Origin of the sequence: Pseudomonas sp. KCJK9111 (assembly GCF_046231935.1) — a bacterium.
Classification (GTDB): domain Bacteria; phylum Pseudomonadota; class Gammaproteobacteria; order Pseudomonadales; family Pseudomonadaceae; genus Aquipseudomonas; species Aquipseudomonas parafulva_B.
In genome coordinates this window covers 1-12,631 of record NZ_JBJJMO010000092.1, presented here as the reverse complement: position 1 = coordinate 12,631, position 12,631 = coordinate 1, and the positions used below count along the sequence as shown (strand labels likewise).

The window sequence follows — 12,631 nt, the reverse complement described above, 5'->3', positions numbered from 1 at the left end:
CATGTGAGCATGTAAAGGAGCATTGATTGGACGCGTTTATTGCCTGGATAAATAACCCGCTTGTACAAAGCGCTGTTATATCCCCACTTATCGGCGCCATATTGGGGCTGCTATTTGGCGGATTCAACAACACCCCTTCGCCTGCGGCACCTGTCACAGTGCAGCAGACCGTTATCACCTTCAGACAAACGGTCGTGGTGAATCAAAGCCGGGGAACATCCTCTTCTTCGGACGACGTATGGGCTTACCTTGGCGCTCTGTTCATTGTCGTGGCCGTTGTCATCTGGGGGTATAGCCGTTACGCCAGTGAAATCCTGCACTATTGGCTGAGTGGGGTGTTTTCCTGCACGGCGTTTATCCTGGCGGCTGGTTTGGCCTCTGCCATCCGGGGGCAATACAACAGCGCGGAATGGGGCTGGTACATCTTCACGCCCCTGGTTGCAGTGGGCGCCTCTATCTACCTGACCGAACTGGCGCAGGCAGGCATTATTGCCGGCGCCCGTGAGGCTGCTTTCCGCTACGGGATTATCGATTACTATTTTGATGTACTGGAGGACGAGCATCGGATTTGGATACTGTCCCAGCTCTTCGGAGTCGTGATGGGGGTTGGCGCAACGCTTGCTGCGGCGCTTCGGTCACTGCATTACCTCGCCTTGATGAATCAGCGGGCCAGCGGTGCACTGTCTTCGGTCTGGTTTGCCTTGGCGCGGTATACCCGGTTTTCCGCACGGGCCGGCGGCGTTGTGCTGCTGATCATGCTGCTTGGCGGGGCCTACTTCATGCTCTCAGGCCTGGCGTATGAACTGTGGATGCGACGAGGCTAGCCAGTGTCCGCGCCGCATCGAGCACCGCCCGTTGCTGCGGCGTCGTAATGGGGACGCTGCGCGGTTTGCCGCCTTTCGTCCATGAGCCTTTGAGCGCGATGTGATCGCCCCGGTCGGCCCAGGTCGGCTGGAACTTGATGCACTCCTGGCGGCGCAGCCCGAAGGCGGCTTGCAGGCGCAGGCTCATCTGCACGTGCGGATCGCGGATGGCATCCAGGCGTTCGTCCAGAGTCTGCGCCTTGCTCTGGTTGCTGCTGTACTTCGGCTCGGGAATGCCGAGCTGGCGATTGTCGGCAGGTAGCAGGCCGGCCTTGCCGATTTTCTCGGCCCACCAGCGCAAGTGACTCAGGCGGTTCTTCAGGGTTCCGGTCGAGAGCCCCTGTGCCTGCCACTGGTTGAGCAGCGTATTGACGTGATTGCCCTTGAGCGAACGGGCCTGCATCTGGTTGAACCCGGCATCACGCAACTGGCGGGCCATCAGCGTCAGCGAGCGCTGCCGGTCAGCCTGCGTGGCAAAGCTGCCGTCACGGTTGCGTCGGCACAGCTGTTTCAGCGTCCAGGTCAAATCGTCCATCGTCTGCCTCCTGTGTGCCGGGTGTCGCGTCATGCTGAGAACTTGATCGGTTAGTGTTGTTGCCAACTCGCTATCGCGAGATCCCCGAAGGGCGAAGGGCTGGGTGCTCAGCGCACCCCTTGCCTCGGCATGAGGCGTCCACCTTGCTTCCTGTGGGAAGGCCGGGCGGCATGTCATCGTGCGTAGTGCATGGATAAACCTCCTGTGGATGGGATAAAGGAAAGCTCTCGGCTGATGACGACAGCGGGCATGGGACAGACAGGCAGCAGGACGCTGCGGCGGATGGGACGACGCCGAATGGCTGGGAGATAAAAGTGGCTCACCCTGTGGCAGGGGCGATGCGCAAATGGGCCTGGCGCGCCTGGGGTGGCTTCATCCTTGCGGACAGGCACTTGCAGAAGCCGGTGCCTTTGGGTGGCCGGATGGGTACGGCTGCGCAATGACGGCGCATGGACGCTACGCCAGCATGTCCGGCATTACACCTGCCGGCAGGTCAGTGCGGGGTCAGTATCGCGGGGCATCATCATGTGCGACAGCGACAATAGGATGCTGCCCCAGCCCGTATTGTTGCGGCGGTTCGCGGTGTCGTCACTGCGGTGTGCAGTGACGACACCAGCAGGCCCCGGAGGTCGTTCTGGCGCAGGAAATGACCTTGGCCGACGCGGTAGAGGCAACGCCTTCCTGCCATCTGCAGCAGCCACGGCATGCCGCCTGCGCGCTTCGCCACTGACGCGGCCTGCGGCCTTGTCGGCTGCCTGATCCGCCAGGACAGAGGCCGTCCTGACGGCTCAGGCAGCTTGCAGTGGATGGGGCAGCCGCGCTGACTGCAACCACCGGATCGCCGAACCGTCATGCAGACCCGGGCCGCCATCCCTTGCCCTGCAGAAAGCGGGTGGTCAGCTCGCCGGCATTCGCAGGCCTGTTCAACATGTTGCGGATGTTGGCAATGTGCGCCCTGACCAACTCCGGGTCGGCGGGCTTGAACTCGGGGGCTGGCGTTGAGGATGGAGGCGGGGTGACGGCGGGTTTTGCCGCAACGGCCGGACAGGCAGGCTGGCGCAGCTTGCGGCCAGCCCAAAAGCGGAACTCCCCGGCCAGCACCCGCTTGATCAACCCGAAGAAATAGGCGATCACGTTGTGCACTGTGCCGCTCTGGCTGCGGGCCTGCAGCTCGTCGAGCACATCCTGGCGCTGAGCCTCGGGCAGGCGCCGCAAGGCCACGACCACATCATGCTGCTGCCGTGGGGCAAGCCGGCCCAGGCAGGGAGGCAATGCAGGCGGGTTATCCCCAGCCCCCTCTTCGCGCGCGCGGTACGTACGTTTTTTATACTTATACATGCTATACGTAGGGTCGGCACCTTCCGTTACGGCAGCCATCGTCGTGTTCTGTGGCGGAACCGAAGTGCACTGAGCAGACGGGATGTCGGCCGGGTGTTCCGGCGACGGTGCGGTCGTGGATTCGTCGGAAGCCCTCGGAGTCGTCGGGCCTGCGTCGTCGGAGTCATCACCGCCGGACGAGGCGTTTGCCTGTGCGGCCTGGATATGCGCGGCCACACGCGCCACCTGGTTGTTCCCCGTGGCCTCGCGCAGCAACTGCGGCAGCGTCGGGGCAAGGGCGCAGGCCTGGGCGAAGCGGTGTGAATGGTCATGCACTTGATACTGCTCGCTCAGGACATGGCCGGTCAGCGGGTCGCGCTGCTGACCGGCCAGGCTGATCCAGCCAGTCAGGCGCAGTACCACCAGGACGCGCCAAGTCGTTTCATGGCCGGCTTTCTGGCCGAGCGGAATAGAGGTGAGGTAGCGGCGCAACTGCCCGAGGCTGGCAAGCGAACTGATGCCGTCAGGGGCACGCAGCATGCGCAGCATCTGCCAGCCATTGCGCTCCAGTGGCGTGAGGCGGGCATCGAGCATCAGGGCGGTCGGGGTGGCGAACTGGGTGTTGTGCGTGTGTGCAGGCGTTTGCGGGATCGTCATGAGCATTTCTCCGGTGTCGGGGGCTGGTTGGCCGGTGTTCCTATCTCACCGGAGACCTGAACGGGTGTCAGGCGACAATGCGTTCTGTGGCGTCACCGCATTGCCGGCAACTGACGACCGTGGGCCTGCCTGTCACGTGTATTGCGGGGTGTACAGCGGCGCGATGGGCGGATGCGGGCGCTGCCGGGCTTGCCAGAGCGACCAGGCCTGCTGTTCGGCCAGATACTGGCGTGCTGTGCCCAGACCGGCCAGCTCCAGTCGGTGGGCCGGGTCGGCATGGATAGGCGTCCGGCCATTGAGTACCGACCGCAACTGACGGCTTGAATAGCCCAGGTGCGCTGCCAGGGCATCGAGATTCATGCCCAGCGCCGGAAGCACATCAAGGCGCAGTGCCTCGCCTGGGTGGGGTGGGTTGTCATAGTAGAAGCTCTCCTCTAGCAGCCGGTTATGCTTTGTTGTAGTGCTCTGCACAGGATGATGAGACAGTGCAGCCGCAGGCGAGCTGCGCGGGCTCGAACACCATGGGACGGCCATTCTGGATGGCCGTGCCGTCACCGCCCGAGACCAGCGGGTAGGTGCCCTTGCATTTCGGACATTGCGCCTTGTCGCCGAGTAGGCACTGCGGGATGCCGTCCACGGGAAAGCCGCTGGCCTCGATCATCGTGCCGCCGCCGGAATGACTGTCTCCCAGGCGAATCGCGCCGCGTCCTGACATTTTTCTCTCCTTCGGTGCACGGCACCGTGCAGTTTTATTCGCTCTTGCAACCGAGCTGCTGGCGCATCTGTTCTTTCAGGGGTTCCGCTTGTTCTGCGGGTAGGTTGCGGAAAACGTTGTCCACGTTCTTGCAGCCTTTTGGCTGCAGGGGCTGCAAGGTATTGCCCTTCAGCAGCCCCCACCCGACGCTGAGAGCAAACGCAACCAGCACTGGCAGAATGACCCAGAGGAACATCTTGCCTCTGAGCCGATAGAACGTGCCCCACTCGCTTTCTTCTTCATTGGGTGCCCTGTTGCTGGCGGACGTCTGCCCCAGACTGGCAGGTGATGGAGTGCCTGCAGTAACGGAAGGTGCATCGTTCGCTACAGGGGGTGGCGCCTCGCTGACATAGCGCTTGAAGTAGGCTGCTACCCGGGACTGGCCATAAACCGTTTCAGCCCGACGCCAATCGCTGGCGGACACCAGCAGCAACTCCAAGGTATCGCTGAAGCACCCGTCGCCCAGATAGCGGTAGACGAAAAAGTACTGGTCACCCAACAGGTGTTCAAGCTGCGCCAGATCCTGCTCGAACTCATCGTCTCCCATGTGGTGGTAAGACTGCACGATCTCCTCGCCTGCAAAGCGCACTTTCACCGTATCGCCATCATCATCGCAATCGGCGGTGAGGCACTACCCAGCTTTTCTTCCAGCCACTCGACGATACCGAAGGTGCTTTCGTTGAAATCCAGGAAGTAGCCATAACTTGTGATCAAGGCGTTCACGTAATCGTCTGCTGACGATGCCGCCTGATCCCCCGCGCGCTCGTTGAACTGCTGGATAAAGGCTTCGCGCACGGCATGTGCCTGCTCGTCGCCGGGGGCGGCGATTACAGCGGAGAATTGCTCCCACGTTGGAATTTGCATGGTATTGGTTCGCTCTCTATGTTTCAGCTTGCGCCGATGCCCGCCCGGCTTCCTCGATCACGCGGGGGAAGCGCGGCTCGTAGCACAGCAGCAGGGACAGCCAGTGGCCGAAGGCGTGGATCAGGATCAGCGGCAGCATCAGGATGTTGAGCAGCACGAACACCCACAGGGCGCTGTTGCGCAGGAAGCGGGTGTCCAGGCCCCAGGCGGCCTTGAGGGACAGCCAGGGCCAGGGGAATTTGGGAATGAGTTTTTCGGGCGCCGGGGCGGCGGCGGGGCCGTCTTCCATATAGCGGCGGATATATTCCCAGAATGCCAGCAGTTCGCTGGCGTTGCGGGTGGGTTTGCCGACGAAGGCAACCTCTATGTCATCAGTGGGATTGCCTTCGAGATCGGTGCCGTCGCCTTTGTCCCAACTGAGCCACACAAAACCGCCTGTGCCTTCGAGTTCGGTCATGTTCTTTTCGACGATGATCTGGGTCTTGTCCCAATCCATGATGCGGGTGCCGCCGATAAGGTTGGGACGCAGCAGGTAGACCTTGCGGGTAATGCGGTTGAAACGAATGATCAGGCGGCGGGCGGTGAAGGCTTCGAGGAATAGGAAGCGAAAGGCGTATTTAAAGTAAAAGTAAAGAGCAAGGACTCCGGTGGCTGGTGTCAAGATCAACCCGAATATATAGAACTCAAGTCCTGGAGAGCCGGAGGAAGAGTCGTATAGTCGACTAATGGCCAGCCAGAATGCAGCAAGTGCTCCCCACATTAACATGCTGCCGGTGCCGCCTGCGGCCAGTGTGATTAAGCCGCGCTTTTCATCGTTAGGTGTGCGCACATCGATATAAGTATCGTTGTAGGCATAGAGCGACTCGTTATCGTAAACCGACTTCGATACCGACTCCTGAACGCTTTCCGGGGCGTTCAGTTCGGGTTGCCCCGGCTGACGCTGCTGATTCTTTGCTTCCTCCAGCCTTTCCTCATAAGAAGAAAGGCTCTTTCCCCAATGAAATCCCCACTCGAACAGATACATCAGAGCGTACTCCCCACGGCGCGTTGCATGATCTCGATCTCCTTCTCTTCCGTATCAGCGATGCCCTTGCTGCGATCCTTGCGGAAGGTGCTGTGGCTCAGGTAGCGCTGGAGGTCGTTGGGCACGAAGTACATCAGACCAGCCGTAATGGCGAAAGTGAGAAGATTCAGGCCGAAGAAGACACGGAGCATGAAGACCATGCGGGCCGCCAGGAATTTCGAGGTATTAACACCCACCTTAAGCGTTGAGCTCATAAAGGCGCTACTACCATGCCGCTTGATCATATACTCAAGGAAGGGACCGGATGAGGCGAGGCCAATCGCAAGTGACAAGCTGGCAACACCGGTTTGTGCTGTTGCACGAAGAAAGTATAGATAGTCGATAGATGTATTTTCATTCTTAGCATTTTCCCAGAAATCGGTGTAGTCATACCAAGCCCCCACCGACGCCGCCACGCCTGCCAGTGTGCCTGCTCCCAGCCGTAAGCCACCCCTGAACATTTTGCCCGCCTGCTGGACGGCTGCACTGCCGCTCCTTTCGGCAAAGCCCGCCGCCGTCGCTCCCAATTCCAGTGCCGCTGCCGATACTCCGATCATTGCCGCGGCGATCTCGATGTACTCCCGGCTCTGTTTGTCGGCCGCATCGGCCTTGACCATCAGGTTCCAGACTTCCAGCACCGCCACCAGGCTGCCGATGCGCACCTCGGTCATCGGCCCCTTGATGCCGGCGCGCAGGGCCTGGTCGAAGCTGCTGGCCGTCGAGCGATCCAGGCGCCGGGTGGCGCCCTGGCTCAACGCGGTGCCACCCCGCGTCTCCAGGTGGAAATGCTGCGCGAAGCGCCCCAGGCGCGCCTGCAGCGCATTGGCCAGCAGCCAGTTGGCCGGCTTGTCCAGGGCGCTTGCCAGGCGGTTCTGGAACAGCCGGCTGCCCAGGGTGCTGACCAGCAGCGCGCCCCCGGCGAGGCGGTCGGCCGGCGGGCCGGAGGTGGTTACGGCGGCCAGTTCTTCGACCAGGGCCAGGCTGGCGGTGTAGATGTCGGTCAGGCCCTTGAGGCGTTCCTGCAGTTGGGCTTCGTCGAGCAGCCCCAGCATCAGGCCGGTACGTTCGCCAAACAGCGTGTTCAGTTCGTCTTCGGCCGATTCCTGGTTCTGTGCCAGCGAGCGCCAGACCAGGTTGTCGTTGGAGATACCCTGTTCGCTCCAGCGCGTCAGCAGCGCATCGCCGACGCGGGTGGCGTTCATGCCGACGATGGCCTTGGCCATCTGGGTCTCGAACAGCAGCCCCTGTTCCAGGTCGTTGCGGTCATAGCGGGCCAGGGCATCGAGCAATGCTTCGCTCTGCAGCCACAGCAGGTGGTCGGCGGCGCGGGCATCCCTGGCCTGGTCGACGGCCTCGACCACGGCCCGGTAATCGCGCAGGTAGTCCTGGCGCATGCCTTCGTCGATGTAGGGGGCGTAGTCTTCCCAGCTCCGCTCCCGCGCCTGGCGGATTTCAGCCTGCTGCACCTGCTGCTGATGCTCGGGGTTGCGGAACGAGCGCATGTTGCCGCGCGACATCATCACGACCTGGGCGTTGTTCTGCGAGTACTCGGAGGACGTATAGGTGACGCCGAGGGTGTTCTGGTGCTGGGTGTAGCTGTGTTCGGCCTGCTCGGCCAGCGCCTTGCGGATATTCTCGATGGCGAAGGCGATGGTGAACTTGCGCTGGTTGTCCAGGCCTTCGGCGTCGGTGCGCTGCATGAAGGCGTCCAGGGGTTCCAGGCTGGCATTGCGCCAGGCGTTGAGTTCCTGGGTGATGCCGATGGCGTCGTCCGCCACGATGGCCACCCCGCGATGCTGCGGCTTGTTCGCCGTGGGCATCATTTCCGCGCGGGCAGCCATCACTGGGACGTTCGCGCCATTGAACGGCTGGGCCTGGATCAGTGTCTTGAGTGCGCCCTGGTGCTGCGCCGCGAAGTCGGCGATCAGGTCGAGCCGCTCGTAGGTGAGGACATGGGGGAGTGCCTCGGATGGGGTCTCGCTGGCGCAACTGGCGATGTCGATGGACGCCAGCGTATCCCGGTAGAGCTGCAGTATCCGGTACTTGCGCAGGGTGTCCTGGGTCAGCGGGTCGGGGCTGTAGAGCAGGCGCAGATCCTGAACGTCGTCGAGGTCGTGGATCTTGAACAGCCAGGTCATGCTCCTGATGGCTTCCAGGGGGTTGAGTGACGCCAGGGTATCCCAGGGCTTGTCCGGGTCGATGAAGTCAAGCGTGCCGAGAGGCGAGATACGGTACTGGCTGTGCCAGGCGTACTGGCCGGTGCTGGCGCGCTTGATCAGCACGTAGAGGAAGCCTTCACGCAACGGGCGGATGGCGTAGCTGGCTTCGCTCAGTTCACCGACCTGGTGGGGGCGGCACAGGTGCGGTGGCAACTCAGGAAGTGCGCGGCGTTGCGCGGCGCTGCCGCAGACCACGCCGTAGCGCAGCGGCAGGATGGCGAAGGTGCGGGTGCAACTGACGGCCGGCCCTGGGCTAAAGAGCTGCTCCAGCTGGCTGCGGTTCTCTGCACACTGTTCGAAGGTTTCTTTCCAACCGTACATGGGGGTTCCTCAGTATATCCGCTGGCGCGTACGCGCCTGAAGGGCTTCGGCGAGCGGCCGCCCGTGGTTGAGGGCGTCGTTCAGGGCTTGCTGCCAGGCTGGTGTGTTGTGCAGGGCCGGCCCTTTAAGGGCCATGAGGGTGACGTAGTCAACAAGGTCGGCCTGGCGGGTAAGGCCGTGTTGGCGGGCCTGCTCCAGGTATTGGCGAACCAGGCCAAGCCGTGTGCTCTGGCAGTTCTCTTTGGCACCCACGGCTTGCAGTGGCGCCTTGAGCTGATCCGCCAGGCGGTAGAGCAGCGGGTCTCCCGCCAGCATGTCCCAGCAGTCCTGGTCAATCCGGATGGGCGGCACATGCAGGTGTTCCGGCTTGTCGTAGCCGGAGAGGCGTCGCCAGGCTCTGTGTTGCGGGTGCGCCAGGGCGACCCACCAGCTGCGGATCGGCGCCAGCCATTCGGCGATACCGGGCAGGTCATGGCGGGCATGCAGGATGGGCAGAGCGTGCTCGGTGTGATAGCGAAGCATGTAGCTGGCATCATCCGGCCCTTCGACCACGGCGGCCTTGCTCAGGTGCTCTGCCAGCCTGGCGGGAGGGAGGGCACTGACGATCCAGCCACAGAGAGCATCACCCGCTGTCCGGCCCAGGGCGCTGTAGAAGTCGGACTGACCTTGCAGGTCGGCATCGGGCTTTGTGCCGAACAGCCAGGGGCCGATTTCGCGCAGGTTGGTGAGCTCCGGTTGTTGCAACAGGGGCCAGGCGTTTCCCCTGTGCGTTTCTTGCAGCGCACTGCGTTCGGCTGGCTCCAGTCGGGACATTTCGACCAGGCCGGCCAAGCGATAGGCTGGGGACTCGCGCAGCTCGTCAATGATCAGGGTTGCGGCGGAATGTTTGCTCATATGCCCTCCATGCGAACGACACTGCGCCCTTCGGCGATGGCCTTGAGCAAACAACTGACGCAAACCGGATCGCTCGGGGTCGGCACGCCGCTGGCGGTAATGGAGTGGCCCGAACCATTCGTTTGCAACGCAAGTGGCCCATTGAACTGGAGTGATACGCCATTGAGGGTGATGCCGGAGCCGTCGATGCGCAGGGTGCCGCCAGGGGCCTTGAGTACCACGGCCTCAGATGCCTGGATTTCGTATACCTGGGTCTTGTGGACGATGGCCTGGCCGGCCTGCAACTCGACGCGGCCTTCGACCTTCTGGTACAGGTGTCCGCCGATCTCGATCCAGTGGTCTGCGGTGGTTTTGTCGCGCCGGTCGTTGCCGACCTCTTCGATGCGATCCTTGCCCGTCTGGATGTTGTGGTTACGGGCGATGTTCAGGTAGTTGTCCTGGCCAATGGCATGGCGGCGGTCCTGGCCGATGGTCACCTGCTCGTCGTTGCCTACCGTCTCCTTGCGGTCATGGCCGATGGTGACGGTTTCATCGTGCTCCACCTGTTCGCTGCGGTCGCGGCCGACGACGATGGTTTCGTCGTTGCCGACGCGGATGTTCTGATCCTTCTGTGCATGGATGAAGATTTCTTCCTGGCCATGCTCGTCCTCGAAGCGCAGTTCGTTGAAGCCCTGGCCCTTGTGGGTCTGGCTCTTGATGGTCATCCGCGTCTTGTGCCGCGGTAGCTCGTAGGGCGTGGGATGGGTGGCCGGATAGGTTCGGCCAGTGATGATGGGCTGGTCGCAATCACCGTCGAGGAAATCGACGATGACTTCCTGGCCGATGCGTGGGATGGCGATATGGCCCCAGGCGGCGCCGGCCCAGTTCTGGGCAACGCGAATCCAGCAGGAACTGTGTTCGTCGCCTACTGCCAGGCGATCCCAGGGAAATTGGACTTTCACCCGACCGAACTCGTCGCAGTAAATCTCTTCGTCCTTGGGGCCTACTACGGTGGCAATATGTGGGCCGTCGATACGTGGCTTGGCTGGCAGCGGGGCGCACCATTGGGTGTGGAGATCCAGCAACTCGGCGCTGAAGTGGTAGCGGGTGCCCTGTTCGGCGTCGGCGGCCTCTTCTTGCTGGCTGGTGGTCTGCACACCTTCGTGGTGCAAACGCAGGGTGCGCCAGCCACGGTTCATGTCCTCGCGGGGGTGGCCGGTGAGCTGAAAGGCCGGGCCGGGCAGCAGACGGGCATCGTCGCCCTCGACCCGGGCCAGGCGGGCATCGCCGCGCAGCGCGAGCAGGCGGGTTTGGGTGAAGGGCTTGCCGGCCTCGTCCCGCTTGTAGCGGCCAGGGTAGTCATAGCGTTCGTAGTCGCGGTGCTGGTGGTCGAGCTCGGGGCCGTCGGTGGTGTGCTGCTGGTTGTAGCGCGGGTAGGTGAAGGTGTAGTCGCGCTGGGTCTGGCGGGCGGTGCGCACCTGCTCGGTGTAGGTGAAGCGACGCAAGGCCGGAGCGGGCTGGTCACCACCCGCACTGGGGTTGTAGGTGACAGGGTCGCCGTCGATGGCGCCGTGACTATAAAGGCGATCACTGACGATCAGGCGGTGGCCGTCGGCACGGTGCTCGAAGGCGTAGTAGAAGCCTTCCTCGGCGGCGAGGCGTTCGACGAAATCGAGGTCGGTCTCGCCGGCCTGTACGCAGTACTCGCGCGGCAGGTGCTCGCGGGTGGAGACGATCTCGATGTCGGTGATGTGCTGCTGCTTGAGAACCTGCTCGATGATCTGGGGTACGGACAGGGCCTGGAAGATGCGCCAGTCCGAGCACAGGCCCAGACGGGCCAGGGCGGGCTCGACAACTGCACGGTAACGGGTGCGGCGGTGGCCGGTGTCGGCCTGCTCGAAGGTGCTGACCAGGCCGTGGACGTGGCGCACGGTGCCGCTCTGGGCGATGTGCAGGGTCAGCGGCTGGTCGAGGAGCAGGGCGAAGTCGATGGCCGGATCGAAGCTGCTCAGTTCCAGGTGAAGTTGGAAGGGCTCGGAGAGGGCTTCGTCGAGGGTGAAGGCGGCTACCTCGAAGTCGCCCGCTGGAGCGGTGACGGTGAAGCGCAAGTCGGATTGACGCGGCATGGTGTGCTCCTTGCGGGCCGGAATGAGATATCCGGCTGTCCGTGGGCAAAGAGAAACCGCTGCTGGCGGTGGCCGGCAACGGCGGTTCGCTTATCAGGCGACAGGCTTGCGCCAGTCGTCGAAGGCCTCGGTGCCGGCCACGGCATGAGTCCAGGTGATCTGCGGTAAGCCAGGCTGATTTCGATCAGTTGGGTGTAGCCAGACTTGCTGCTGTCCTGAGCGTGCGGCAGCACGGTGTTGATATCGGCGATGGTGGCGTCTTCGAGCAGGGTGGTGAAGAAGTGTTCCTGCTTGCCCTCGACCGAGGTGCGGAACCACTGGGTTTCGACCTTGCTCAGGGTCTCGCCGGTGGCCAGAGCCTGGTACAGCAGCGGGATGGCCTTGTTCAGCGCGCAGGTGAAGACGAAGGGCTTGTGCACGCGCTGGCCGGACGGCTGGCCGCTTTGCGGGTCGGTGGGGGTGGTGAAGCGGTGCTTGATTTCCTGGACCAGGATCTGGTCTTCGTGACCTTCCTGATAGATGTTGCCGACCGAGTCGGAGGTGAAAGCGCCCTGGGTGATGTTGCCCTGGGTTTTGCCGGTGATGGAGATATAGGCGGGTGTGGACATGACGGATTGCTTATGTCGTCGAGAGGGCTGCAGCGGCCGTTGATTCCGTCCCATGCGGGGACGATGACGACATTGCAGGGGGCATGCCAACATTTGCTTTGATTCGGAGAAATCGCTGAAACCCGCGAATTTACTGGGGTGGCGGGTGCTTGGATGTTTTTGGTAAGGCGTATTCGGCGAGATAAAACGCGGGGAATTCAGGGGTGTCGGGCCATTTTTGGCTCGGTGTTATCTAAGTTATTGAAAATAGAGGAAATTGACCCGGCCATTTTTGGCCCAATCGGGCCAAAAATGGCCCGGTCAAAATTTGATCAATGGCGCTTGAGTGAGAGCTTGCCTGGAATACGGTTTCCTGACTCGATTGAGAACGCGAAACGCATTCCTGCTTCGATGGATTTTGTCAGTCGATGCGGGAGGCGCTGAGGCAGTTT

10 protein-coding genes and 2 pseudogenes are annotated in these 12,631 nt (G+C 62.4%); 1 reads left to right on the top strand and 11 read right to left on the bottom strand.

Annotated features, from left to right (window positions below):
• Window positions 1-26 precede the first annotated feature (26 nt).
• Window positions 27-824 (top strand): hypothetical protein, encoded by a 798-nt coding sequence (locus tag ACK59L_RS20380; RefSeq protein ID WP_392475432.1) that lies wholly within the window; start codon window positions 27-29, stop codon window positions 822-824.
• On the opposite strand, the pseudogene ACK59L_RS20375 reads toward ACK59L_RS20380, so the two are convergent.
• The 11 genes and pseudogenes from ACK59L_RS20375 to ACK59L_RS20325 form a co-directional block, all read right to left on the bottom strand.
• Window positions 823-1,398 (bottom strand): annotated as a pseudogene (locus ACK59L_RS20375) (phage integrase N-terminal domain-containing protein); the annotation flags it as partial. The gene ACK59L_RS20380 and the pseudogene ACK59L_RS20375 sit on opposite strands and share 2 nt — an antisense overlap.
• Before the next feature lie 849 nt (window positions 1,399-2,247).
• Entirely contained in the window at window positions 2,248-3,372 is a 1,125-nt protein-coding gene (locus ACK59L_RS20370) for an STY4528 family pathogenicity island replication protein (RefSeq protein WP_409275662.1), read from the bottom strand.
• Window positions 3,373-3,504: 132 nt separating this feature from the next.
• Window positions 3,505-3,906: a HigA family addiction module antitoxin gene (locus ACK59L_RS20365; protein WP_409275660.1), complete on the bottom strand. Its 402-nt coding sequence runs from the start codon at window positions 3,904-3,906 to the stop codon at window positions 3,505-3,507.
• Complete coding sequence (locus tag ACK59L_RS20360; protein WP_144965959.1) at window positions 3,818-4,087, bottom strand: PAAR domain-containing protein; 270 nt, start codon at window positions 4,085-4,087, stop codon at window positions 3,818-3,820. Before ACK59L_RS20360 ends, ACK59L_RS20365 begins: the two co-directional genes overlap by 89 nt.
• 34 nt (window positions 4,088-4,121) lie before the next feature.
• Window positions 4,122-4,721 carry a hypothetical protein gene (locus ACK59L_RS20355; RefSeq protein WP_409275658.1) on the bottom strand — a complete coding sequence of 200 codons (600 nt, stop codon included), beginning with the start codon at window positions 4,719-4,721 and terminating at the stop codon, window positions 4,122-4,124.
• A complete protein-coding gene (locus ACK59L_RS20350) occupies window positions 4,718-4,990 on the bottom strand; it encodes a hypothetical protein (protein WP_144965955.1) in 273 nt (90 codons plus the stop codon). The genes ACK59L_RS20355 and ACK59L_RS20350 overlap by 4 nt, the downstream gene beginning before the upstream one ends.
• 16 nt (window positions 4,991-5,006) lie before the next feature.
• Window positions 5,007-6,014, bottom strand: coding sequence for a DUF6708 domain-containing protein (locus ACK59L_RS20345; protein WP_409275656.1), 1,008 nt, complete (start codon window positions 6,012-6,014; stop codon window positions 5,007-5,009).
• Complete coding sequence (locus tag ACK59L_RS20340; protein ID WP_409275654.1) at window positions 6,014-8,593, bottom strand: T6SS effector BTH_I2691 family protein; 2,580 nt, start codon at window positions 8,591-8,593, stop codon at window positions 6,014-6,016. Before ACK59L_RS20340 ends, ACK59L_RS20345 begins: the two co-directional genes overlap by 1 nt.
• Before the next feature lie 9 nt (window positions 8,594-8,602).
• Window positions 8,603-9,487 carry a DUF4123 domain-containing protein gene (locus ACK59L_RS20335; RefSeq protein WP_409275652.1) on the bottom strand — a complete coding sequence of 295 codons (885 nt, stop codon included), beginning with the start codon at window positions 9,485-9,487 and terminating at the stop codon, window positions 8,603-8,605.
• The gene (locus ACK59L_RS20330) at window positions 9,484-11,592 is read right to left on the bottom strand and encodes a type VI secretion system Vgr family protein (RefSeq protein ID WP_409275650.1); all 2,109 of its coding nucleotides are present in this window, start codon (window positions 11,590-11,592) and stop codon (window positions 9,484-9,486) included. Before ACK59L_RS20330 ends, ACK59L_RS20335 begins: the two co-directional genes overlap by 4 nt.
• 93 nt (window positions 11,593-11,685) lie before the next feature.
• A pseudogene (locus ACK59L_RS20325) lies at window positions 11,686-12,200 on the bottom strand (Hcp family type VI secretion system effector).
• Window positions 12,201-12,631 lie beyond the last annotated feature (431 nt).